Raw genomic sequence first — 22,659 nt, 5'->3', positions numbered from 1 at the left:
GCTTGTCCCTCAGGTGTTGCCCGGCAGTTCCCGATAGGTCAGGTAGACGCGCAGGTCGAATTCAAGTTGATGGTAATCCGGCTCCATGTGCTGACAGAGCTGGTAGAACGCCTTGTTGTGATCGCGCTCCCTCAGGTGCGCCAGCTCATGCACCACGATCATGCGCAGGAACTGCGGCGCTGCCTCGCGGAACAACGAGGCGACGCGGATCTCCTTCTTCGCCTTGAGCTTGCCGCCCTGCACCCGCGATACCGCCGTGTTCAGGCCCAATGCACGGTGGGTGAGGTCCAGGCGGTTGTCGAACAGGACCTTGTCCAGCGGCGGCGCGCTGCGCAGGTACTGCTGCTTGATCTCCTGGGCATAGCCGTACAGGGCCTTGTCGCTCTGCACGTCATGGCGTTCGGGGTAGCGCTGGCGCAGGTAGTCGCCCAGACGATCGCTGGCGATCATCTGGCGCACCTGTTCCTGCAGGTGCGGCGGGTAGGCTTGCAGGTAACGTAGGGCGGTCATGGCAGACGTTCGGAACGAGAAGACGCGAGTTTAGCCAATCACGACGCCCATGGGAAAAACGCTGGGAAATCGCCAGCGGCGTCGGCGGTGAGCGGCCGGGCCACCAGGAACCCCTGCACGTAGGCGCAACCGGCGCCCTTGAGCCATTCGGCCTGGGCCCGGGTCTCGACGCCCTCGGCGATTACCGTGATGTCATAGGCCGCGCACAGGTCGATGACGCTGCGCACCAAGGCGATATCCACCGCCGAGTCCGGCAACCGCGCGACCAGGTGGCGGTCGAGCTTGAGCGTGTCGACAGGCAGGTCGCGCAGCATGCGCAGCGAGCAGTCGCCAGCGCCGAAATCGTCGAGCGCCACGCGAATGCCCAGCTCCCGCAGGCGGTGCACCTGCTTCACCGCCGCGTCGATGTTGTACATCAGCGAGGTTTCGGCAACCTCCACCTCCAATTGGGCGGGTTGCAGTTGATGCTTGTCGATCACCTGGGCCAGTTCATCGACCAACCCGGGCATGGTGAACTGAGCGCGGCTCAGGCTGATGCCCAGCACCAACTGCGAACCAAAGCGATCGCTCCAGGCATTGCGTTGCGCGGCGCCCTTGCGATAGATCCAGCTGGCCAGGCGGTTGATCAGGCGAGCTTCTTCCAGCAACGGGATGAACAGCCCGGGCGGCACGTCGCCGACGCTCGGGTGCTGCCAGCGCAACAACGCCTCGAAGCCGCGCAGCCGGCCATCGGCGAATGCCACCTGGGGTTGGTAGACCAGGCTGAAATCATTTTGCTCGATGGCCGTGCGCACGCTGTCCTCAAGCATCAGCCGTGAGCGAGCGCGGCCATTGAGTTCCTGGTCGTAGAAGCGGTACTGCTGGCGACCAGCCTGCTTGGCCGCGTACATCGCCGCATCGGCCGCGCGCAACAGGCCCTCCACGTTGGCGCCGCAGTCGGGGTAGGTGGCGATGCCGATGCTCACCCCCAGGTTGACCTCGAGCCCATCCACCTGCTGGAAGCTCGACATGCGCTCCAACAGCTTTTCGGCATAGCGGCCGGCCTGTTCGGGGTACGGCAGGCCGTCGAACAGCGCGGTGAACTCGTCGCCGCCCATACGCGCCAGCAGCGCCTCGCTGCCCAGGCACTCCTTGAGCTGGTCGGCCACCCAGCGCAGGACCTTGTCGCCGGCCTCATGGCCGAGCAGGTCGTTGATCCGCTTGAAGCCGTCCAGGTCCATGTACATCAGGGCCTTGGCCTTGTCCGAACGCTCGTTGCGCAGCAACGCGCTTTCGGCGGTCTGGTAGAAGCCACGACGGTTAAGCAGCCCGGTCAGCGGGTCGGTCACCGCCTGGTACTCCAATTGCTGGTGCAGGCTGCGCACCACCGACATGTCCAGCACCGTCACCACCATGGCCTTCTGTTCGGCGGGCAGCGGCGCGCAGGACAATGCCACCGGCACCAGCTGGCCACCGAGGGTGCGCAGCTGGGCATCGTGCACACGGAAGATCTGCCGCCGCAGATAGGCCTGGTAGAAGTCCGACTCGTGCCACAGGTTGGCACAGGGGAGCTGGATCAGGTCCAGCATGTGCGCGCCTTGCAGTTTGTCCACCGGCGCATCGAGCAGGCGTGAGATGGCCGGGTTGGCGAAGCCGATGCAACCCGTTTCGTCCACCACCAGGATGCCCTCGGCGGCATTTTCCAGGATCGAGGCGTTGAACGCCCGCGCCGACTCCAGTTCACGGGTCAGCCGTTGCAGCATGCGCCTGTTGCGCTGCTGCTCCAGCAGGGCCTGGACCTTGGGCTTGAGTATCTGCGGGTCGAACGGTTTGAACAGGTAGTCCACAGCGCCGCTGGCATACCCTTTGAGCACGGCGGCGTCGGACTGCTCGTTGGCGGTCAGGAAAATGATCGGGGTCAAACGCGTGCGTTGGCTGCCGCGCATCAGGCGGGCAACCTCGAAACCGTCCATCTCGGGCATCTGCACGTCGAGCAGAACCAGGTCGACCTCGTGCTCGAGCAAGGTGCTCAGGGCTTCCATCCCTGAACTGGCGGTCAATACCTGCCAATCCTGGCGGGACAGCAAGGCCCGCATGCTGATGAGGTTCTCCGGGTAGTCGTCTACGACCAGCAGAACCGAACTGCTTTCCGGTGTTTGAGAATAAGCGCCATCCATGTTGCTTCTCTTGGTAAGTCCAACTGCGACTTGTTATTGGATCCGATTGTTACTCTAGTCTCGGCCTCCGAAGACGCAATGCAGGTGGATGGCTATAAGCCACTGGAGTTGATGTTAGCCGACTAACGGTATCAGTGCCGGACAACCGACGCGCGGCCCAGGCCTGAGCGCTCCGCACCAGGCAGCAGGCACAAAAAAGCCCGCATCGCTGCGGGCTATTTCGTTGAACGTGCCGGATCAGTTGATCTTGGCCGCCAGTTCACCTTTGGCATAGCGCTGGAACATGCCTTCCAGGGAGATCGGCTTGATCTTCGAGGCGTTGCCGGCGGTGCCGAAAGCTTCGTAGCGGGCGATGCACACGTCACGCATGGCCTTGACGGTTTCACCGAAGAACTTGCGCGGGTCGAACTCGCTCGGGTTCTGCGCCATCAGGCGGCGCATGGCGCCAGTGGAGGCCAGGCGCAGGTCGGTGTCGATGTTGACCTTGCGGACACCGTACTTGATGCCTTCGACGATCTCTTCGACCGGCACGCCGTAGGTTTCCTTGATGTCGCCACCGTACTGGTTGATGATCGCCAGCCACTCTTGCGGCACCGAGGACGAGCCGTGCATCACCAAGTGGGTGTTGGGGATGCGCTTGTGGATTTCCTTGATACGGTCGATCGCCAGCACGTCGCCGGTAGGTGGCTTGGTGAACTTGTAGGCGCCGTGGCTGGTACCGATGGCGATAGCCAGGGCGTCCACCTGGGTCTTCTTGACGAAGTCGGCCGCTTCTTCCGGGTCGGTCAGCATCTGGCTGTGATCCAGCACGCCTTCGGCGCCGATACCGTCCTCTTCACCGGCCATGCCGGTTTCCAGCGAACCCAGGCAGCCCAGCTCGCCTTCCACCGAAACACCACAGGCGTGCGCCATGGCGACGGTCTGCTGGGTGACACGGACGTTGTACTCGTAGTCGGTCGGGGTCTTGCCGTCTTCACCCAGCGAGCCGTCCATCATCACCGAGCTGAAGCCCAGCTGGATGGAGCGCTGGCACACGTCGGGGCTGGTGCCGTGGTCCTGGTGCATGCACACCGGAATGTGCGGGAACTCTTCGATGGCAGCCAGGATCAGGTGGCGCAGGAACGGCGCACCGGCGTACTTGCGAGCGCCAGCGGAGGCCTGGACGATGACCGGGGAGTCGGTCTTGTCGGCGGCTTCCATGATCGCGCGCATCTGCTCGAGGTTGTTGACGTTGAAAGCCGGAACGCCGTAGCCGAACTCGGCGGCGTGGTCCAGCATCTGGCGCATGCTAATGAGTGCCATTGTGTATCTCTCTCCCGACAAGCGTCGTTTGTTTCGTGCAAGCCTGCCGCAGGGGCGGTTGCTGTTCAAGTAGTGTGGGCCACCTGCGCGGCCCGGCCAGTCACGGTGCCTTGCAGCCCCGCCCAATCAGATCGTTGGTCGCCACCCAGTACACCAGGCCTTCTTCACCTTTGGTGTGGAAGGCCAGCATGCCATCGCTGTACAGCGCGCCGGAGGCGCCCGGCTCGGCCTTGAGCCGGTAGACCTGGTCGCCGCCACCCAGGCGCACATCGACCGCGTCCTGTTGTGCATCGGCGAAGCGCCACAGCACCTCGGCCTGGCTGTCGCAGACCCATCGGGTCCAGTTGTCCGCCGGGGTGGGTTGAGCGGGTTGCAGCAACGAACAGCCTGCCAGGGTCGCCAGGGCCAACATGGCCAGAAGCGCTTTCATTCAATTACTCCGCCAGGGGCCGCAATGCGGCCCCAATGTCCAAGACCACGAAAACCGCCCCAGGTTGCCTGCCATCCGATCAAGGGCAGCCCGGCGCCTTGCGCTGGTGTTCGTCGTCGTATTTTTCCAGGCCGTCCGGGCCCAGGCGCTTGTTGATCACCGGTGCCGTCTCGGCCTGCCACTGGGACTGGTAGCAACCGCCCTTGGGCGGCTGCGCCGGGTCGGCCTCGCTGCCCGAGTTGCTGGAGCAGGCGCCCAGCAACACGGCCACGATCATCACAGGCAATTGCTTGACCATCAGGTCGCTCCCTTTGCCAGGCGCCTTCAAAATCAGGCCTTGGCCCGTTCTTCCAGGATTGCCACGGCAGGCAGGACCTTGCCCTCGACGAACTCGAGGAACGCACCGCCACCGGTAGAAATGTAGGAGATATCGGCACCCACACCATACTTGTCGATGGCCGCCAGGGTGTCGCCGCCACCAGCGATGGAGAACGCGGCGCTGTCGGCGATGGCCTGGGCCAGGACCTTGGTGCCGTTGCCGAACTGGTCGAACTCGAACACACCGACCGGACCGTTCCACAGGATAGTCTTCGAGGTCTTCAGCAACGCGGCGAACTGCTCGGCGGTCTTCGGACCGATGTCCAGGATCATGTCGTCGGCGGCGACGTCGGCGATCGACTTGACAGTGGCTTCGGCGTCTTCGGCGAATGCCTTGGCAACTACCACGTCCACCGGCAGCGGTACGCTGACCTTGGCGGCGATGGCCTTGGCGGTCTCGACCAGGTCAGGCTCGTACAGCGACTTGCCGACCGGGTGACCGGCGGCGGCCAGGAAGGTGTTGGCAATGCCGCCACCGACGATCAGTTGGTCACACACGGTGCTCAGGCTGTTCAGCACGTCCAGCTTGGTGGAGACCTTGGAGCCGGCAACGATGGCGGCCATCGGCTTGGCCGGGGCTTTCAGGGCCTTGCCCAGGGCGTCCAGCTCGGCGGCCAGCAGCGGGCCGGCGGCGGCGACCTTGGCGAACTTGGCGACGCCATGGGTGGAACCTTCGGCGCGGTGGGCGGTGCCGAAGGCGTCCATGACGAATACGTCGCACAGGGCGGCGTACTTCTGCGCCAGCTCGTCGGCGTTCTTCTTCTCGCCTTTGTTGAAGCGCACGTTCTCGAACAGCACCAGGTCACCGGCCTGCACCTGAACGCCGTCGAGGTAATCGGCGACCAGCGGTACGTCGCGGCCCAGGGCCTTGCCCAGGTAGTCGGCAACCGGCTTGAGGCTGTTCTCGGCGGAGAACTCGCCTTCGGTCGGGCGCCCCAGGTGCGAGCAGACCATTACCGCCGCGCCCTTCTCCAGGGCCAGCTTGATGGTCGGCAGCGCTGCCAGGATACGCGCATCGCTGGCGACCACGCCGTCCTTCACGGGAACGTTGAGGTCTTCGCGGATCAGCACGCGCTTACCTTGCAGGTCGAGGTCGGTCATCTTCAACACGGTCATGAATGCAGTCCTTCAGGGCTGTTTGCTGCGGGTTGGGTGGACGACGTGCAGATAGTGTTCGGCAACGTCGAGCATACGGTTGGCGAACCCCCATTCGTTGTCGAACCAGGCCAGCAGGTTCACCAGGCGAGGGCCTGAGACACGGGTCTGGCTGGCATCGACGATGGCCGAATGCGGGTCATGGTTGAAATCACAGCTGGCGTGGGGCAGCTCGGTGTAGGCCAGCAAGCCTTTGAGCGGGCCATCCAGGGCGGCCTCGCGCAACACCCGGTTGACCTCGGCCGCGCTGGTGTCGCGGGCGGTCTGCAGGGTGATGTCCAGGCACGACACGTTGACGGTCGGCACACGTACCGCTTTGGCCTGGATTCGCCCGGCAAGTTCCGGTAGCAGGCGCTCGATACCGCGCGCCAGGCCAGTGGACACCGGGATCACCGACTGGAACGCCGAGCGCGTGCGGCGCAGGTCTTCGTGGTGATAGGCGTCGATCACCGGCTGGTCGTTCATTGCCGAGTGAATGGTGGTGATCTGTACGTACTCGATGCCAAAGGCCTGGTCCAGCACCCGCAACAGGGGCACGCCGCAGTTGGTGGTGCAGGACGCGTTCGATACCAGCAGTTCGTTGCCCGTCAGACAATCCTGGTTGATGCCGTAGACCACCGTGGCATCGACGTCGACTTCACTGGCCATCGGCTGCGAAAACAGTACCCGCGGCGCACCGGCATCGAGAAAGCGCTGGCCGTCGGCGCGGGTGTTGTAGGCGCCAGAGCACTCCAGCACCAGGTCGACATCGAGGGCGGCCCAGTCGATGCCTTCGGGGGTGGCACTGCGCAGCACTTTCACGCAGTCGCCGTTGATATGCAGACAGTCGCCGTCGACTTTCACCTCACCGGGGAAACGCCCGTGGGTGGAGTCGAAGCGCGTCAGGTATTCCAGGCTGGCCTGGTCGGCCAGGTCGTTCAGCGCGACGATCTCGAAACCAGCCTTTGCCCCTCGCTCGAACAGTGCGCGCAGGACACAGCGGCCGATGCGGCCGTAACCGTTGAGTGCAACTTTGTAGGGACGCGGGTGGGGCATTCGATACTCACGTGCAGGTGCGTTGAACGACCATCGCGGGGCAAGCCCGCTCCCACAAGGCACCGGGATGCCTTGTGGGAGCGGGCTTGCCCCGCGATCAGACGGGAGGCATGGAGCCTCCCGGGTGCATCAGTCTTCCAGCAGCTCTTCAGCGGTGCCCAGGATGTTGTCCAGGGTGAAGCCGAACTCCTCGAACAACGCGGAGGCCGGCGCCGACTCGCCGTAGGTGGTCATGCCGATGACGCGACCTTCGAGGCCGACGTACTTGTACCAGAAGTCGGCATGGGCAGCTTCGATGGCGATGCGCGCGCTGACTTCCAGTGGCAGGACCGACTGCTTGTAGGCTGCGTCCTGGGCATCGAACACGCTGGTGCTCGGCATCGACACGACGCGGACCTTGCGACCCTCGGCGCTCAGCTTGTCGAACGCCTGGACGGCCAGGCCCACTTCGGAACCGGTGGCGATCAGGATCAGCTCAGGCTCGCCGGCGCAGTCCTTGAGGACGTAACCGCCACGGGCGATATCGGCGATCTGCTGGGCATTGCGATCCTGATGTTGCAGGTTCTGGCGCGAGAAGATCAGCGCCGAAGGGCCGTCCTTGCGCTCCAGGGCGGCTTTCCAGGACACGGCGGACTCGACCGCATCGGCCGGGCGCCAGGTGTCCAGGTTCGGCGTGCTGCGCAGGCTGGTCAGTTGCTCGATCGGCTGGTGGGTCGGGCCGTCTTCGCCCAGGCCGATGGAGTCGTGGGTATAGACATGGATCACGCGCTGCTTCATCAGCGCCGACATGCGCACGGCGTTGCGGGCGTATTCCATGAACATCAGGAAGGTCGCGCCGTAAGGCACCAGGCCGCCGTGCAGGGCGACGCCGTTCATGATGGCGGTCATGCCGAATTCGCGCACGCCGTAGAAGACATAGTTTCCGCTGGCGTCATTGGCCTCGACACCCTTGCAACCTTTCCACAGGGTCAGGTTGGAGCCGGCCAGGTCCGCCGAACCACCGAGGAACTCCGGCAGCAGAGGGCCGAAGGCGTTCAGGGTGTTCTGGCTGGCCTTGCGGCTGGCGATGGTTTCGCCCTTGGCGGCGACTTCGTTGATATAGGCCTGGGCCTTTTCGGAGAAGTCGGCCGGCAGGTCACCTGCGTCACGGCGCTTGAACTCGGCAGCCAGTTCCGGATAAGCCTTGGCGTAGGCGTCGAAACGCTCGTTCCAGGCAGCTTCGGCCTTGGCGCCAGCGGCTTTGGCGTCCCACTCGGCATAGATGTCGGCCGGGATCTCGAACGGACCGTGGTTCCAGTTCAGTTCCTTGCGGGCCAGGGCGATTTCGTCGTTGCCCAGCGGTGCGCCGTGGCAGTCTTCCTTGCCCTGCTTGTTCGGCGAGCCGAAGCCGATGATGGTCTTGCAGCAGATCAGGGTCGGACGGTCGCTCTTGCGAGCGGTGTCGATGGCCATCTTGATCTCGTCGGCGTCGTGACCGTTGACGTTGCGGATCACCTGCCAGTTGTAGGCTTCGAAGCGCGCCGGGGTGTTGTCGGTGAACCAGCCGTGCACTTCGCCGTCGATGGAAATGCCGTTGTCGTCGTAGAAGGCGATCAGTTTGTTCAGGCCCAGGGTGCCGGCCAGCGAGGCGACTTCATGGGAAATGCCTTCCATCATGCAGCCGTCGCCGAGGAACACGTAGGTGTTGTGGTCGACGATGTTGTGGCCTTCACGGTTGAACTGGGCGCCCAGCACCTTTTCCGCCAGGGCGAAGCCCACGGCGTTGGCCAGGCCCTGGCCCAGGGGGCCGGTGGTGGTCTCGACCCCTGGGGTGTAGCCATACTCCGGGTGGCCCGGGGTGCGGCTGTGCAACTGACGGAAGGCCTTGAGGTCGTCGATGGTGACGTCGTAGCCGGTCAGGTGCAGCAGCGAATAGATGAGCATCGAACCATGACCGTTGGACAGCACGAAGCGGTCACGGTCGGCGAAGCTGGGGTTGCTCGGGTTGTGCTTCAGGTAGTCGCGCCAAAGCACTTCGGCGATATCCGCCATGCCCATGGGGGCACCTGGGTGGCCGCTGTTGGCCTTTTGCACGGCATCCATGCTGAGGGCACGAATGGCGTTGGCACGTTCACGACGGCTGGGCATCGCTGAGTCTCCTGGGGCTTGAAAGGGTGGTGAAGCGAAAAAAGGCGACCATTTTCGCCCACAGGGGGGGCCTGGGGCAATGACGTATGGTCGCAGTCGGGCTTTTTTCCTGTGTTTGGCCTGCTTTTCACGAGAAATGCGCCTGCGCAACCACCACCCATCCAGCAATATCAAAACTTTTTGATATTGCTATTGCGACGACAGCATCCCCTGACTAGACTCCCGCCCCATGAACCTCAATGCGCCCATCACCCCGCAACGCAGCGACGAGCTGGCCGCCCTGTGCAAGGCCGGCGGCGACCCGCTGCGCCTGAACGTGCTGCGCGCATTGGCCAACGACTCGTTCGGCGTGCTGGAGCTGGCGCAGATCTTCGACATCGGCCAGTCGGGCATGAGCCATCACCTCAAGGTACTGGCCCAGGCCGACCTGGTGGCGACCCGTCGCGAAGGCAATGCGATCTTCTACCGCCGTGCCCTGCCCGACAGTCAGCGCCTGGGTGGCCGCCTGCATACGGCACTGCTCGAGGAAGCCGACGACCTCGCGCTGCCCGTCGACGTACAGGCGCGTATCGCCCTGGTGCAACAGCGCCGCGCCGCCACCAGCCAGGACTTTTTCCAGCGCGTAGAAGAAAAGTTCCGCGCCCAGCAGGACCTGATCGCCGGCTTGCCGCAGTACCGCGAAAGCCTGCTGGCGCTGCTCGACAAGCTCAGCTTCGGCGTCGGCGCCAGCGCCCTGGAAGTGGGGCCTGGCGACGGCGGATTCCTGCCCGACCTGGCCCGCCGCTTCGACCAGGTCACGGCCATGGACAACAGCCCGACCATGCTCGAACTGGCGCGCCAGGTCTGCGAGCGCAATGCACTGAATAACGTAAACCTGCAGTTGGCCGATGCACTGGGTGCAACGGATGTGGAAGCCGACTGCGTTGTGCTGAACATGGTCCTGCACCATTTCAGCGATCCGGCCCAGGCCTTGCGCCTGCTGGCCAAACGGGTGAAGGCGGGCGGCAGCCTGCTGGTCACCGAGCTGTGCAGCCATGACCAGGGGTGGGCGCGCGAAGCTTGCGGCGACCTGTGGCTTGGCTTCGAGCAGGACGACCTGGCCCGTTGGGCCGACGCGGCAGGGCTGGCCCCCGGGGACAGCCTCTACGTGGGCTTGCGTAACGGTTTTCAGATCCAGGTCCGGCATTTCCAGCGGGCCACTGGCGACATACAACATCGGTAAATTTCAGGAACCCATCGAGATGAGCGAATACTCCCTTTTCACCTCCGAGTCCGTGTCCGAAGGGCATCCGGACAAGATCGCCGACCAGATCTCCGACGCGGTGCTGGACGCCATCATCGCCCAGGACAAGTACGCCCGCGTAGCCTGCGAGACCCTGGTCAAGACCGGTGTCGCCATCATCGCCGGCGAAGTCACCACTTCGGCCTGGGTCGACCTGGAAGACCTGGTGCGTAACGTGATCATCGACATCGGCTACAACAGCTCAGACGTCGGCTTCGACGGCGCCACCTGCGCCGTGATGAACATCATCGGCAAGCAGTCGGTGGACATCGCCCAGGGCGTCGACCGCTCCCGCCCGGAAGACCAGGGCGCCGGCGACCAGGGCCTGATGTTCGGCTACGCCAGCAACGAGACCGACGTGCTGATGCCGGCCCCGATCTGCTTCTCGCACCGCCTGGTCGAGCGCCAGGCCGAGGCGCGCAAGTCCAAGCTGCTGCCTTGGCTGCGCCCGGATGCCAAGTCCCAGGTCACCTGCCGCTATGAAAACGGCAAGGTCGTCGGTATCGACGCGGTCGTGCTGTCGACCCAGCACAACCCCGAGGTCTCGCAGAAAGACCTGCAGGAAGCGGTGATGGAGTTGATCGTCAAGCACACCCTGCCTGCCGAGTTGCTGCACAAGGGTACCCAGTACCACATCAACCCGACCGGCAACTTCATCATCGGTGGCCCGGTGGGCGACTGCGGCCTGACCGGCCGCAAGATCATCGTCGACTCCTACGGTGGCATGGCTCGCCACGGTGGTGGCGCGTTCTCCGGCAAGGATCCGTCCAAGGTCGACCGTTCCGCCGCCTACGCCGGCCGCTACGTGGCCAAGAACATCGTCGCCGCGGGCCTGGCCGAGCGTTGCGAGATCCAGGTGTCCTACGCCATCGGCGTGGCCCAGCCGACCTCCATCTCGATCAACACCTTCGGCACCGGCAAGGTCTCGGACGAGAAGATCGTGCAGCTGGTGCGCGAGTGCTTCGACCTGCGTCCGTACGCCATCACCACCATGCTCGACCTGCTGCACCCGATGTACCAGGAAACCGCTGCCTACGGTCATTTCGGCCGTACCCCGCAGCAGAAGACCGTGGGTGATGACACTTTCACCACCTTCACCTGGGAGCGCACCGACCGCGCCGCCGCCCTGCGCGACGCCGCTGGCCTGTAAGCCTCCTACAGCAGTAAAAGAAAGCCCCTGCCGAGCGATCGGCAGGGGCTTTTTCGTGACATATCGCCTGACAATGCGGCACGTCGCACCAAGCAACTGGAACCTAGGCTGAGGACTCCTTACCGCCTCGCAAGGATGCCGGTCATGCCTCTACTGCCGATACTCATGCTCCTGTCGACTCTCTTCACCAGCGCACAGGCCGGCCAGTGTCCGGATTGGGGCCCATCACAGGCGAATGCCGAAATGGTCCGACTGGGCGAGACCCTGGCCCGCTGGGACGATCACTACCATCGTCAAGGCAAGTCATTGGTGGCGGACGAACTCTATGACCAGAGCCGCCAGCGCCTGCTGCGACTGCAGCGGTGCTTCAACCTGCCAGACGCGGCGCCCGACCCGCTGGCCGGCGCACGTGGCCCGATGCCCCACCCGGTCGCACACACCGGCGTCGACAAGCTGCCCGACGAACAGGCGATGCGCCGCTGGCTGGCGGGCAAGCGCGATGTCTGGATACAGCCCAAGGTCGATGGCGTCGCGGTTTCCCTGATCTACCAGCAGGGCCGGCTGGTCCGGCTGCTCAGCCGCGGCGATGGCGTCCAGGGCCATGACTGGAGCCGGCATATTCCTTCGCTCGGCGCAATCACCCGACAGCTGCCGCAACCTGTGGACCTGGTGCTGCAAGGGGAACTTTACAAACGCCTGGAGGGCCATGTGCAGGCTCAGGCAGGCAGCCTTAATGCTCGCGGCAGCGTGGCCGGGCTAATGGCACGCAAGCAGCTGGACACCGCCCGCGGCGCGAGCATCGGCCTGTTCGTCTGGGACTGGCCACACGGGCCGCGAACCCAGGCGGAGCGCCTCGAGCTACTGGCCGCCATGGGCTTTGCCGACAGCCAGCGCTACAGCATCCCGATCGCCAGCCCGGAGCAGGCCGCCGAGATGCGCCTGCACTGGTATCGCGCCGCCCTGCCCTTCGCCACCGATGGCGTGATCCTGCGCCAGGGCAGCCGCCCGCCCGCCGAACGCTGGCAAGCCAAGGCCCCTTACTGGATTGCAGCCTGGAAATACCCCTTCTCCCAAGCCCTGGCCGAAGTGCGCGAAGTACGCTTTCGCATTGGCCGCACCGGCAAGGTAACCCCCATCCTGCACCTGGCGCCTGTCGAGCTGGACGACCGTCGGGTTTCGCAGGTCAGCCTTGGGTCCCTGGCACGCTGGCAGAAACTCGATATTCGCCCGGGCGACCAGGTGGCCATCAGCCTTGCAGGCCTCACCATTCCGCGGTTTGACGACGTGGTACATCGCACGGTCGTGCGACAGCCCGTCACCTCACCGACTGCCGGGCAGTATGACGCCCACACCTGCTGGCAGGCTGGTGCTGGCTGCGAAGAACAATTCATCGCCCGATTGACCTGGTTGAGCGGCAAGCAGGGGCTGGCCCTGCCAGGGATCGGGCCTGGCACCTGGCGCCGACTGGTGGATGTCGGCCTTGTGACCACCCTCGTGGATTGGCTGGAGCTCGATACCCAAGTCCTGGCGGCCGTGCCGGGTCTCGGCGATGCCAGGGCCCGACAACTTCATGACAGTTTTAGCGCGGCGCGCTTGCGCCCCTTCCTCCAATGGTTGAACGCGCTAGGCGCGCCCTTGCCTCAGGGGATGCCCCTGGAGGCCGACTGGTCGACGCTCGCAACGCGATCGGCTGACGCATGGCAAGCCTTGCCGGGCGTCGGTGGCGCAAGATCGAAACAACTCGAGGTATTTTTTGCAACAGAAGATGTTCAAGCCCTTGCCGAGCAACTGGGCGGGTATCGTATCGCCGGTTTCCAGCTCGCGAACGACTCCGCCGAACAATGACGAGTGTAGGTCAACTCCGAGTTTGCCGTTTAAAGACCCACCAAGGGTTCCTAAATCCGGCAAACCAAGGCAGGATTCCACCAACTTTTGCTGCTCCGCCCCGCTCAGGAGGCTTTTCATGACACGTTTCACCGCTCTTTTCCTGCTGGCAACCCTTGGCCTGGCAACCGGCGCCGCGCAAGCCGCCCAGCCGGATGCAGGCCTGACCGGCTGCGCCGCCAAGCGCAGCGCCATCGAGAACCAGCTGAAGATTGCCCGTGAACATGGCAACAGCAACCAGGCTGCCGGGCTCGAAGAGGCGCTGCGTGGCGTGGACAACTGCACCGAAGCCGGGCTGCGCAAAGAGCGCGAGCAGAAAGTGCTCGATGCCCGCCACGAAGTGAACCAGCGCACCAAGGACCTGGACAAAGCCATGAAGAAAGGTGACGCGGAAAAGATCAACAAGCGCAAGGACAAGCTGGCCGAGGCGAAGAAAGATCTGCAGGAAGCCGTGGACGAGCTTGAGCGCTGACTTTTTAACAGCCCTTGATGTGGGAACGAACCCGCTCCCACAACAGCCTCCCACGGCTCAGTGATTACGAAACTCGCTATGACAGGCCTTGCACGCCGCCTCGACCTTGTCCATCGGGGCCTTCATCTGCGCTGCGTCCAGCGGCGGGTTGCGGGTCACCGTCACCAGGTCGCCGGTAACGCCCTCCAAATGCCGGGCCAGGTCCTGGAACCGCGCCTGGCGCTCCCAGACATCCGCCCGTGCGCTGCTGTCACCCTCGTCGCGCACCTGCGGGAAGTGCTGCCACGGCTCATGGGCCAAGGTATCCAGCTTCACCGCGCCCTCGGCGAACTTCACGTCATCGAAGGGCAACCGCCCGCGCAGCATGCCACCCATGTCTTCACTGGTCTTGAGCATCTGCTTGAAGATCGCCTTGCGCTGGCCCAGCGGCGAGTTGGGGTCGACGCCGTCACAGGCGGTCAGGGCGAGGGCGGCGAGCAGTACTACGGTCAATCGCTTGAACATCACGGTCTCTTTGGCCAGGCAAACGGGTGGCCAGTATCGCCGCCTGCCGGGCAAAGACCAATAGCCACACAGAAAACAAGGGCGAATGTTCATGTTTCGCCCAGCACAGGACCCACCCGATGAAATCTGCATTGCGCCATCTCGCCTGGGCCCTCCCCGCCCTGGCGCTCCTGGCCGGCTGCAACGGCGGCGAAAGCGCCAAGCCCGAGCCTCATGCCATCGCCACTTATGTACCAGCCACCTGGAAGGACCTGCCCCAGGTCAGCGACGACGACCTGCTGGCCGGTTTCTATGCCTGGCGCAACGGTTGCGAGAAGCTCAAGCGCGATCCGGTGTGGGCCGCTACCTGCGAGGCAGCCGGTTCAGCCACGGCGAGCGCTGACCAGGTACGCACCTTCCTCGAGCAGAATCTCCAGGTGTATGGGCTGCGCTCGGCGCAGAACAGCGCCAACGGCCTGATAACCGGGTACTACGAGCCGGTCTACCCCGGCAGCCTGGAACGCACCGAAGCCGCGCATGTACCGGTGTACGGCGTACCCGAGGACATGATCGTGGTCGATCTGGCCAGTGTGTATCCCGAACTCAAGGGCAAGCGCCTGCGCGGGCGCCTCGATGGCCGCGTGCTCAAGCCCTATGACACCGCCGAAGTGATCAACCGCGACGGTGCCAAGGCGCCGGTACTGGCCTGGCTGACCGACCCGATGGACTTGCAGTTCCTGCAGATCCAGGGTTCCGGTCGCATCCAGCTGGAAGGTGGCCGCCAGCTGCGGCTGGGGTATGCCGACCAGAACGGCCACCCCTATCGGCCGATTGGCCGCTGGCTGGTGGACCAGGGCCAGCTGCCCAAGGAACAGGTGACCATGGGCAGCATCCACGCCTGGGCCCAGGCCAACCCGCAGCGGGTCCCCGAGTTGCTGGCCAGCAACCCGAGCTACGTGTTCTTCAGCACCCGGCCGGATAGCAACGAAGGTCCGCGCGGCTCGCTCAACGTGCCGCTGACCGCTGGCTACAGCGTGGCCATCGACCGCAAGGTGATCCCGCTGGGCAGCCTGCTGTGGCTGTCCACCACCCGCCCCGACGGCAGCCCGGTGGTGCGCCCCGTGGGGGCGCAGGACACCGGCGGGGCGATTACCGGTGAAGTGCGTGCGGACCTGTTCTGGGGCACCGGTCCTGAGGCCGGTGAACTGGCAGGCAACATGAAACAACAGGGGCAGATATGGATGTTGTGGCCTAAGGGTCAGCCTTTGCCCGAAGTACCGAAGGTCCCCTGAAGGGCGCTATCGCGGGGCATGCCCGCTCCCACTGCGGGAGCGAGCTTGCCCCGCGATGCAGTCAGATCGAAACGACAAAGAACGACACGATCAGCGCCATCCCGACGAACCATACCAGCGAGCGCAACACTGCCCAGTCCGCCAGGTAGCAGATGATGTAGAGCAACCGGCTGGTGATGTACATCACCCCCAGCACATCTTGGGTCACTTGTTCGGCATTGCCGACGATATCGGCCACCAGCACCGCCGCGGCAAACGCGGGAAACGCCTCGTAGCCGTTCAACTGGGCGGCATGGGCTCGCCGTGGCAGCCCTTCGAGCTTGTCCAGGAACGCACGAGGGTCGTGATTGGCACGCAGGCCGAAATACCCGCTGCTGAGTTTGGCGATCAGTGCACATAGCGGCGGCAGGACCAGCGCGACGAGAATGCACCACAGGGCTACGGTCATCTACAGGACTCCTTGTTCATAGAGGTTCGCTTCAGAGCTTCATCACCAGCATGCCGGCCAGTACCAGCCCGCAAGCTAGGAGTCTTGGCCCGCCAAAAGGTTCTTTGAGGTAGCGCATGCCCAACAGCACCACGAGGATCACGCTCAACTCGCGCAACGCTGCCGCTTCGGCCACCGAGCCCAGGTGCATGGCCCAGAGCACCAGAGCGTAGCTGAACAATACGCAGAACCCGACCGCCAGGCCCAGCTTCCATTGGGTGCGCCAGAACAGCATGAACGGCCCTCGTCGGGCCACCATGGCCAGCAACGGGAACGGCCAGGCACTGAGCAAGGTCAGCCATACCAGGTAGTCCCAGGGCTTGCCCCACAGGCGTACGGCCTGACCGTCGAACCAGGTGTAGCAGCCGATGCACAGGCCTATCAGTGCCACCACCGGCAGCATCGACCAGGGCAGGCGCTCGCCGCCGCCGCCCTGCCAAAGCAAGCACGCCATGCCACAGGGGATCAGCAGGATGCCGATGATCTGCTGCTGGCTCAGCGACTCTCCGGCAAAAGCCAGGGTCAGGCCCAGCACCACCAATGGCGACAGGCCACGCATCAACGGATAGACCAGGCCCAGGTCGCCGACCCGATAGGCCTGGATCAGCAGAAAGCGGTACAGCTGCTCGGCCAGCGCCGAGGCCAACAGCCAGGGCCAGATCTCGGCGGGCGGGAAATCTACGAAGGCTACCGCCAGTATGGCGAAACTCAGCGCCACCACGTCCATGCTGGCGATCACCAGCAGCCGCTCGGCGCTGAACTTGATCAAGGTATTCCAGGTGGCATGGAGCAGGGCTGCGACCAGTACGAGGGAAGTTGCCAGCACGCCTTGGAATCCTTGTTGTCGTTTGGTGGGGACCACTATATAGCGCCTGGCTAGTTATGGCCTCATCGCAGGGCAAGCCCGCTCCCGCGCCTTCGCCTGACAGGAACCAACTGGAGAAATCCGGTCATAAGGTGTGTCCCGAACGCCGCGCCAGGTCATCAAAGAACTACCCGAGCCATTCGGGTAATGACTTGGAAGCCACTTTCACAGGATTCGGGATGCTTGAATTAGTTGCCGCGTTTATCTGCCTCACCACCCTCCTCACTTATGTGAACTACCGCTTCATCGGCCTGCCGCCGGCCATCGGCGTGATGGTCACCGCATTGCTGTTCTCCCTGATGCTGCAGGGCCTGAGCCTGATCGGCTTCCCTGGCCTGGAAGAACGCGTCGAAGGCCTGATGAACCAGATCGACTTCAACGACCTGCTGATGCACTGGATGCTGTCGTTCCTGCTGTTCGCTGGCGCCTTGCACGTCAACCTCGCCGACCTGCGCAGCTACCGCTGGCCGATCGGCCTGCTGGCCACCCTTGGCGTACTCATCGCCACCGTGGTGATCGGTTACCTGGCTCACTGGGTGTTCGCCCTGTTTGGCTGGAACGTGCCGTTGATCTACTGCCTGCTGTTCGGCGCGCTGATCTCGCCGACCGACCCAATCGCCGTGCTCGGCGCACTGCGTACCGCCAACGCCTCCAAGCCGCTGAAGACCACCATCGTCGGTGAGTCGCTGTTCAACGACGGCACGGCGGTCGTGGTGTTCACGGTGCTGCTGGGCATCATCCAGCTGGGCGAGACGCCGAGCGTCGCCGACACCGCCATCCTGTTCGCCCGCGAGGCCCTGGGTGGCATCGCCTTCGGCGGCCTGATCGGTTACGCCACCTACCGCATGATCAAGAGCGTCGAGCAGTACCAGGTGGAAGTGATGCTGACCCTGGCGCTGGTGATCGGCGGCTCGGCCATGTGCTACGAGCTGCACGTGTCGGCGCCGATCGCCATGGTGGTGGCCGGCCTGATCATCGGTAACCTGGGGCGCAACCTGGCGATGAACGACATGACCCGCCGCTACATGGACGGTTTCTGGGAACTGATCGACGACATGCTCAATGCCTTGCTGTTCGCGCTGATTGGCCTGGAGCTGTTGCTGCTGCCGTTCAACTGGCTGCACCTGGCGGCCGGTGGCGTGCTGGCGGTGGCGGTGCTGGCTTCGCGGCTGCTGACCGTGGCGCCGGCGATCGTGCTGTTGCGCCGCTGGCGCAGCGTGCCGCAGGGCACCATCCGCGTGCTGACCTGGGGCGGCCTGCGCGGTGGCGTGTCGGTCGCCCTGGCGCTGTCGCTGCCGCAGGGCGCCGAGCGTGACCTGCTGCTGTCGATCACTTACATCGTGGTGCTGTCGTCGATCCTGATTCAGGGCCTGACGGTCGGCAAGGTGGTGCGCAAGGTCAGCACACAACCCAAGTAACAACGTAGAGGCGGACTAGCCCCGCGATATCGTCTGCACAGGCATCGATGTTGATCCTGCCGGCGCCATCGCGGGGCAAGTCCGCTCCCACGCTTGAGCAAACGGGTCTATTCCACCGCGCTGTCCGGGAACTGGTCCTGGATGTACTTGATCTCGGTGCGCCCGTGGGCGGCAGGCAGGCCATCCTCACCCAGGTTGACGAACACCATCTTGTCGACGGTCAGAATCGCCTTGCGGGTGATCTTGTTGCGTACTTCACACTTGAGGGTGATCGAGGTGCGGCCAAACTCGGTGGCGGTGATGCCCAGCTCGATGATATCGCCCTGACGCGAAGCACTGACGAAGTTGATCTCGGAAATGTACTTGGTCACCACGCGCTGATTGCCCAGCTGGACGATGGCGTAGATCGCCGCCTCCTCGTCGATCCAGCGCAGCAGGCTGCCGCCGAACAGGGTGCCGTTGGGATTGAGGTCTTCGGGTTTTACCCATTTGCGGGTGTGAAAGTTCATCTGTACTCCTGACCTGCTTGCTGACATGCGCTAATGATGGCAGACCGCTCGGTCACGCTCCATTGAACATCGACTATCGTCTCGATTAATCGACAGAAAGTCTTGGGTGTGTCACACGCCCGCGGCTATAATCTTGCCGTTTCACATGGCCCCCCACAGTGGTGGCCATCCCGCCACCCATCCGAGGGGCGCTGCAGCAGGCTTGGCCTGTCAGGCTCGGTTGGGGCGTTGTCCGCGCAAGCGGACGCTCAACGCACAACGGCGCCCATTCGCACACTACGAATGGAGGCTCTCAATGAGCGCTGTAAACACGCCTGCAGGTTTTTCCGACTTCAAGGTCGCCGACATCTCCCTGGCCGACTGGGGCCGCAAGGAAGTCATCATCGCCGAATCGGAAATGCCCGCGCTGATGGGCCTGCGCCGCAAGTATCAAGCCGAGCAACCGCTCAAGGGCGCGAAGATCATCGGCTGCATCCACATGACCATCCAGACTGCCGTGCTGATCGAGACCCTGGTCGCCCTGGGTGCCGAAGTGCGCTGGTCGTCGTGCAACATCTTCTCCACCCAGGACCAGGCCGCCGCCGCCATCGCTGCCGCCGGCATCCCGGTGTTCGCCTGGAAAGGTGAAACCGAGCAGGAGTACGAGTGGTGCATCGAGCAGACCATCCTCAAGGATGGCCAGCCATGGGACGCCAACATGGTGCTAGACGACGGCGGTGACCTGACCGAGATCCTGCACAAGAAATACCCGGCCATGCTGGACAAGATCCACGGCGTGACCGAAGAGACCACCACCGGCGTGCACCGCCTGCTGGACATGCTGGCCAAGGGCGAGCTGAAAGTCCCGGCGATCAACGTCAACGACTCGGTCACCAAGAGCAAGAACGACAACAAGTACGGCTGCCGTCACAGCCTCAACGACGCCATCAAGCGCGGCACCGACCACCTGCTGTCGGGCAAGCAGGCCCTGGTGATCGGCTACGGCGACGTGGGCAAGGGCTCGGCCCAGTCCCTGCGCCAGGAAGGCATGATCGTCAAGGTCACCGAAGTCGACCCGATCTGCGCCATGCAAGCCTGCATGGACGGTTTCGAAGTCGTCTCGCCATTCAAGGACGGCATCAACACCGGTACCGAAGCCGGCATCAACAAGGACCTGCTCGGCCGCATCGACCTGATCGTCACCACCACCGGTAACGTCAACGTCTGCGACGCCAACATGCTCAAGGCCCTGAAAAAGCGCGCCGTGGTCTGCAACATCGGCCACTTCGACAACGAGATCGACACCGCCTTCATGCGCAAGAACTGGGCATGGGAAGAGGTCAAGCCACAGGTGCACAAGATCCACCGCACCGGTGCCGGCGTGTTCGACCCGCAGAACGACGACTACCTGATCCTGCTGGCCGAAGGCCGCCTGGTGAACCTGGGCAACGCCACCGGTCACCCGAGCCGCATCATGGACGGTTCGTTCGCCAACCAGGTCCTGGCGCAGATCTTCCTGTTCGAGCAGAAGTTCGCCGCGCTGCCTGCCGCGAAGAAGGCCGAGCGCCTGACCGTGGAAGTGCTGCCGAAGAAACTCGACGAAGAAGTGGCACTGGAAATGGTCCGCGGCTTCGGGGGCGTGGTCACCCAGCTGACCCCGCAGCAGGCCGAGTACATCGGTGTGACCGTCGAAGGCCCGTTCAAGCCGGACGCTTACCGCTACTAAGCGGCTGGTTGCCAGTGCCAGGTATCCTTGCCCGGCACTGGCAGGCAACGTTTCGAACCGATGTCCGAGCCAGGCCGGCCCCCACCGTCCTGGCTTTTATTTGCAGGCAGCAGCCCAGGCTCACTGCCGAAGGAACCAGAGATGTCACAAGAACGCCGCTACAGTTTCGAATTTTTCCCCACCAAGACCGATGCCGGTCACGAAAAACTGATGGGCGTTGCCCGCCAGCTGGCCAGCTACAACCCGGACTTCTTCTCCTGCACCTATGGTGCCGGTGGCTCGACCCGCGACCGCACGCTCAACACCGTGCTGCAGCTGGAAAATGAGGTGAAAGTCCCCGCCGCCCCGCACCTGTCCTGCGTGGGTGACAGCAAGGACGACCTGCGCGCCCTGCTGGCCGAGTACCAGGCCGCCGGCATCAAGCGCATCGTCGCCCTGCGTGGCGACCTGCCGTCGGGCATGGGCATGGCCAGCGGCGAACTGCGCTACGCCAGCGACCTGGTCGAGTTCATCCGCCAGGAAACCGGCAACCACTTCCACCTGGAAGTGGCCGCCTACCCGGAGATGCACCCGCAGGCGCGTAATTTCGAGAGTGACCTGGCCAACTTCGTGCACAAGGTCAAGGCCGGTGCCGACAGCGCCATCACCCAGTATTTCTTCAACGCCGACAGCTACTTTTATTTCGTCGAGCGCGCGCAGAAGCTGGGCGTCGAGATCCCGGTGGTACCCGGCATCATGCCGATCACCAACTACAGCAAGCTGGCGCGGTTCTCCGACGCCTGCGGCGCCGAGATCCCACGCTGGATCCGCAAGCAGCTGGAGGCCTATGCCGACGACACCGCCAGTATCCAGGCCTTCGGCGAGGAAGTGATCACCCGTATGTGCGAACAGCTGCTGCAAGGCGGCGCGCCGGGCCTGCACTTCTACACCCTGAACCAGGCCGAGCCGAGCCTGGCGATCTGGAACAACCTGAAGCTGCCACGCTGATGGTCGCGAACAAGGCTTTGGCGCAGGTCAGAGCCTTGTTCGTCCACCTAGGCGCCGTACGCTCCCACGGCCAGCGTTCACTGGTCTTGCCCGGGCTTGCAGCGTACTCTCACGTCATGCGCACGCTCATCCTCCCTCTCCTGCTGTTGCTGCTTGCCGGCCTGAGCCCGATGGCCCATGCCGAAAGCCTGCGCATCGTCAGCGACGACTGGGCCCCCTACCTCTATCAGGAGAACGGCCAGGCCAAAGGCATCGACTACGAGATCACCAACGAGGTGTTCAAACGCCTCGGAGTCCAGGTGCAGTGGCAGTTCCTGCCCTGGAAGCGCTGCCTGGCCATGGTCGAACAGGGCCTGGCGGACGCCGTGATGGATATTTTCCAGGTCGACTCGCGCCAGGGCTACCTGGTCTACCCGGACGAACCGATGTCCGAGGTCGAGTTCGTCCTCTACCAAGCGCGTTCACGCCCACACCCGGTCGAGCGCGTCGAGGACCTGGCCGGGCTGACCATCGGCACCTCGCCGGGCTATGTCTACGATGGCACCTTCGCCGAGTCACCGCTGTTCCGCCGCGAGCCCGCGCCCAGCCACGAGGCCAATTTCGGCAAGCTGGCGCTAGGGCGCATCGACCTGCTGGTGACCGACCGCCAAGTCGGCCGCTATGTGAGCCATCGGCTGGGCCTGGAGCAGGCCGTCGAAGAGCTGCCCCTGGTGGTCAGCCGCCGCCCGCAGTACCTGGGGCTGGCCCGCAAGCCCGGCCGCGAGGCGTTGGCGCAGGCCTTCAGCGACGAGTTGCGGCGCTTCAAACAGGAGCCCGCCTATGCGGCGATCAGTGCCCGCTACCTCGGCAATAAGGATTTTCCTTTCGCCGTTGAGCAGCAGGAACGCGGCACACGCTGATTGCTCTGTTATACTCGGGCCTTCCCGCCCGGCTCACGCCCGGACGCTCGGCCTCGCAACAGGCATCTCGACCCGCAGCCGCGCACCTTTGGTGCCCGCCCGCCGGCATTCAGGATGCGCAGTGAACGCCCAG

At 64.1% G+C, this 22,659-nt stretch carries 21 protein-coding genes and 1 riboswitch; of the genes, 9 read left to right on the top strand and 12 right to left on the bottom strand.

The window, feature by feature from the left end; all coding sequences use genetic code 11:
- Positions 1 to 9 precede the first annotated feature (9 nt).
- The 8 genes from KHO27_RS24435 to tkt form a co-directional block, all read right to left on the bottom strand.
- Positions 10 to 510, bottom strand: a complete 501-nt coding sequence (locus KHO27_RS24435) for a M48 metallopeptidase family protein (protein WP_023631708.1) — start codon at positions 508 to 510, stop codon at positions 10 to 12.
- A 38-nt stretch (positions 511 to 548) separates the two neighbouring features.
- Positions 549 to 2,666: a putative bifunctional diguanylate cyclase/phosphodiesterase gene (locus tag KHO27_RS24430; protein WP_110702081.1), complete on the bottom strand. Its 2,118-nt coding sequence runs from the start codon at positions 2,664 to 2,666 to the stop codon at positions 549 to 551.
- Between the two features lie 237 nt (positions 2,667 to 2,903).
- Positions 2,904 to 3,968 (bottom strand): class II fructose-bisphosphate aldolase, encoded by a 1,065-nt coding sequence (gene fba, locus KHO27_RS24425; protein ID WP_023631710.1) that lies wholly within the window; start codon positions 3,966 to 3,968, stop codon positions 2,904 to 2,906.
- A 100-nt stretch (positions 3,969 to 4,068) separates the two neighbouring features.
- Positions 4,069 to 4,398: an MliC family protein gene (locus tag KHO27_RS24420; RefSeq protein WP_214500905.1), complete on the bottom strand. Its 330-nt coding sequence runs from the start codon at positions 4,396 to 4,398 to the stop codon at positions 4,069 to 4,071.
- Between the two features lie 79 nt (positions 4,399 to 4,477).
- The gene (locus tag KHO27_RS24415) at positions 4,478 to 4,729 is read right to left on the bottom strand and encodes a hypothetical protein (protein WP_371918102.1); all 252 of its coding nucleotides are present in this window, start codon (positions 4,727 to 4,729) and stop codon (positions 4,478 to 4,480) included.
- A complete protein-coding gene (locus tag KHO27_RS24410; protein ID WP_110702083.1) occupies positions 4,729 to 5,892 on the bottom strand; it encodes a phosphoglycerate kinase in 1,164 nt (387 codons plus the stop codon). Before KHO27_RS24410 ends, KHO27_RS24415 begins: the two co-directional genes overlap by 1 nt.
- A gap of 12 nt (positions 5,893 to 5,904) precedes the next feature.
- Entirely contained in the window at positions 5,905 to 6,966 is a 1,062-nt protein-coding gene (gene epd, locus KHO27_RS24405) for an erythrose-4-phosphate dehydrogenase (protein WP_139673969.1), read from the bottom strand.
- 129 nt (positions 6,967 to 7,095) lie between these two features.
- Entirely contained in the window at positions 7,096 to 9,093 is a 1,998-nt protein-coding gene (tkt, locus tag KHO27_RS24400; RefSeq protein ID WP_110702089.1) for a transketolase, read from the bottom strand.
- A 229-nt stretch (positions 9,094 to 9,322) separates the two neighbouring features.
- Here tkt and KHO27_RS24395 point away from each other — a divergent pair, with 229 nt between their 5' ends.
- The 4 genes from KHO27_RS24395 to KHO27_RS24380 all read left to right on the top strand — a co-directional run bounded on the left by KHO27_RS24395 (position 9,323) and on the right by KHO27_RS24380 (position 13,881).
- The gene (locus tag KHO27_RS24395) at positions 9,323 to 10,315 is read left to right on the top strand and encodes an ArsR/SmtB family transcription factor (RefSeq protein WP_110702091.1); all 993 of its coding nucleotides are present in this window, start codon (positions 9,323 to 9,325) and stop codon (positions 10,313 to 10,315) included.
- 19 nt (positions 10,316 to 10,334) lie between these two features.
- Entirely contained in the window at positions 10,335 to 11,525 is a 1,191-nt protein-coding gene (gene metK / locus KHO27_RS24390) for a methionine adenosyltransferase (RefSeq protein ID WP_038706913.1), read from the top strand.
- Positions 11,526 to 11,669: 144 nt separating this feature from the next.
- A complete protein-coding gene (ligB, locus tag KHO27_RS24385; protein WP_502937580.1) occupies positions 11,670 to 13,370 on the top strand; it encodes an NAD-dependent DNA ligase LigB in 1,701 nt (566 codons plus the stop codon).
- Between the two features lie 118 nt (positions 13,371 to 13,488).
- Entirely contained in the window at positions 13,489 to 13,881 is a 393-nt protein-coding gene (locus tag KHO27_RS24380) for a DUF1090 domain-containing protein (protein ID WP_110702095.1), read from the top strand.
- Positions 13,882 to 13,938: 57 nt separating this feature from the next.
- Here the strand turns inward: KHO27_RS24380 and KHO27_RS24375 are convergent, their stop codons facing one another.
- On the bottom strand, positions 13,939 to 14,385 hold the full coding sequence (locus tag KHO27_RS24375) for a c-type cytochrome (protein WP_110702097.1): 447 nt from the start codon (positions 14,383 to 14,385) through the stop codon (positions 13,939 to 13,941).
- 119 nt (positions 14,386 to 14,504) lie between these two features.
- Between KHO27_RS24375 and mltA the strand changes: the two genes are divergently transcribed.
- Positions 14,505 to 15,656 carry a murein transglycosylase A gene (mltA, locus tag KHO27_RS24370; protein WP_102682222.1) on the top strand — a complete coding sequence of 384 codons (1,152 nt, stop codon included), beginning with the start codon at positions 14,505 to 14,507 and terminating at the stop codon, positions 15,654 to 15,656.
- A gap of 61 nt (positions 15,657 to 15,717) precedes the next feature.
- Here the strand turns inward: mltA and KHO27_RS24365 are convergent, their stop codons facing one another.
- The gene (locus KHO27_RS24365) at positions 15,718 to 16,104 is read right to left on the bottom strand and encodes an MAPEG family protein (RefSeq protein WP_046853941.1); all 387 of its coding nucleotides are present in this window, start codon (positions 16,102 to 16,104) and stop codon (positions 15,718 to 15,720) included.
- A gap of 31 nt (positions 16,105 to 16,135) precedes the next feature.
- Complete coding sequence (locus tag KHO27_RS24360) at positions 16,136 to 16,969, bottom strand: EamA family transporter (protein ID WP_214500903.1); 834 nt, start codon at positions 16,967 to 16,969, stop codon at positions 16,136 to 16,138.
- 218 nt (positions 16,970 to 17,187) lie between these two features.
- On the opposite strand from KHO27_RS24360, the gene KHO27_RS24355 reads away from it, so the two are divergent.
- Entirely contained in the window at positions 17,188 to 18,426 is a 1,239-nt protein-coding gene (locus tag KHO27_RS24355; RefSeq protein ID WP_214500902.1) for a cation:proton antiporter, read from the top strand.
- Between the two features lie 107 nt (positions 18,427 to 18,533).
- Here the strand turns inward: KHO27_RS24355 and KHO27_RS24350 are convergent, their stop codons facing one another.
- Positions 18,534 to 18,935: an acyl-CoA thioesterase gene (locus KHO27_RS24350; RefSeq protein WP_003257757.1), complete on the bottom strand. Its 402-nt coding sequence runs from the start codon at positions 18,933 to 18,935 to the stop codon at positions 18,534 to 18,536.
- A gap of 177 nt (positions 18,936 to 19,112) precedes the next feature.
- Positions 19,113 to 19,209: riboswitch (S-adenosyl-L-homocysteine riboswitch) on the top strand.
- A gap of 21 nt (positions 19,210 to 19,230) precedes the next feature.
- Here KHO27_RS24350 and ahcY point away from each other — a divergent pair.
- The 3 genes from ahcY (at position 19,231) to KHO27_RS24335 (ending at position 22,526) form a co-directional block, all read left to right on the top strand.
- Complete coding sequence (gene ahcY, locus KHO27_RS24345; RefSeq protein ID WP_046853939.1) at positions 19,231 to 20,640, top strand: adenosylhomocysteinase; 1,410 nt, start codon at positions 19,231 to 19,233, stop codon at positions 20,638 to 20,640.
- 141 nt (positions 20,641 to 20,781) lie between these two features.
- The gene (gene metF, locus KHO27_RS24340; RefSeq protein ID WP_046853938.1) at positions 20,782 to 21,627 is read left to right on the top strand and encodes a methylenetetrahydrofolate reductase [NAD(P)H]; all 846 of its coding nucleotides are present in this window, start codon (positions 20,782 to 20,784) and stop codon (positions 21,625 to 21,627) included.
- A gap of 116 nt (positions 21,628 to 21,743) precedes the next feature.
- Positions 21,744 to 22,526 (top strand): substrate-binding periplasmic protein, encoded by a 783-nt coding sequence (locus KHO27_RS24335; RefSeq protein ID WP_250888394.1) that lies wholly within the window; start codon positions 21,744 to 21,746, stop codon positions 22,524 to 22,526.
- Positions 22,527 to 22,659 lie beyond the last annotated feature (133 nt).

This window comes from Pseudomonas sp. RC3H12, from assembly GCF_018596375.1.
Classification (GTDB): Bacteria; Pseudomonadota; Gammaproteobacteria; order Pseudomonadales; family Pseudomonadaceae; genus Aquipseudomonas.
Note: the sequence above shows the minus strand (reverse complement) of the source record. Positions and strands in the feature narration are given on the sequence as shown.

Bases quoted from the DNA above. Each gene is read 5' to 3' on its own strand.
- KHO27_RS24395 (WP_110702091.1), top strand. From the start codon at position 9,323: ATGAACCTCAATGCGCCCATCACCCCGCAACGCAGCGACGAGCTGGCC.
- KHO27_RS24375 (WP_110702097.1), bottom strand. From the start codon at position 14,385: ATGTTCAAGCGATTGACCGTAGTACTGCTCGCCGCCCTCGCCCTGACC.
- ligB (WP_502937580.1), top strand. From the start codon at position 11,670: ATGCCTCTACTGCCGATACTCATGCTCCTGTCGACTCTCTTCACCAGC.
- KHO27_RS24420 (WP_214500905.1), bottom strand. From the start codon at position 4,398: ATGAAAGCGCTTCTGGCCATGTTGGCCCTGGCGACCCTGGCAGGCTGT.
- epd (WP_139673969.1), bottom strand. From the start codon at position 6,966: ATGCCCCACCCGCGTCCCTACAAAGTTGCACTCAACGGTTACGGCCGC.
- KHO27_RS24380 (WP_110702095.1), top strand. From the start codon at position 13,489: ATGACACGTTTCACCGCTCTTTTCCTGCTGGCAACCCTTGGCCTGGCA.
- KHO27_RS24430 (WP_110702081.1), bottom strand. From the start codon at position 2,666: ATGGATGGCGCTTATTCTCAAACACCGGAAAGCAGTTCGGTTCTGCTG.
- KHO27_RS24335 (WP_250888394.1), top strand. From the start codon at position 21,744: ATGCGCACGCTCATCCTCCCTCTCCTGCTGTTGCTGCTTGCCGGCCTG.
- KHO27_RS24435 (WP_023631708.1), bottom strand. From the start codon at position 510: ATGACCGCCCTACGTTACCTGCAAGCCTACCCGCCGCACCTGCAGGAA.
- metF (WP_046853938.1), top strand. From the start codon at position 20,782: ATGTCACAAGAACGCCGCTACAGTTTCGAATTTTTCCCCACCAAGACC.
- mltA (WP_102682222.1), top strand. From the start codon at position 14,505: ATGAAATCTGCATTGCGCCATCTCGCCTGGGCCCTCCCCGCCCTGGCG.
- fba (WP_023631710.1), bottom strand. From the start codon at position 3,968: ATGGCACTCATTAGCATGCGCCAGATGCTGGACCACGCCGCCGAGTTC.
- ahcY (WP_046853939.1), top strand. From the start codon at position 19,231: ATGAGCGCTGTAAACACGCCTGCAGGTTTTTCCGACTTCAAGGTCGCC.
- metK (WP_038706913.1), top strand. From the start codon at position 10,335: ATGAGCGAATACTCCCTTTTCACCTCCGAGTCCGTGTCCGAAGGGCAT.
- KHO27_RS24410 (WP_110702083.1), bottom strand. From the start codon at position 5,892: ATGACCGTGTTGAAGATGACCGACCTCGACCTGCAAGGTAAGCGCGTG.
- KHO27_RS24355 (WP_214500902.1), top strand. From the start codon at position 17,188: ATGCTTGAATTAGTTGCCGCGTTTATCTGCCTCACCACCCTCCTCACT.
- tkt (WP_110702089.1), bottom strand. From the start codon at position 9,093: ATGCCCAGCCGTCGTGAACGTGCCAACGCCATTCGTGCCCTCAGCATG.
- KHO27_RS24350 (WP_003257757.1), bottom strand. From the start codon at position 18,935: ATGAACTTTCACACCCGCAAATGGGTAAAACCCGAAGACCTCAATCCC.
- KHO27_RS24365 (WP_046853941.1), bottom strand. From the start codon at position 16,104: ATGACCGTAGCCCTGTGGTGCATTCTCGTCGCGCTGGTCCTGCCGCCG.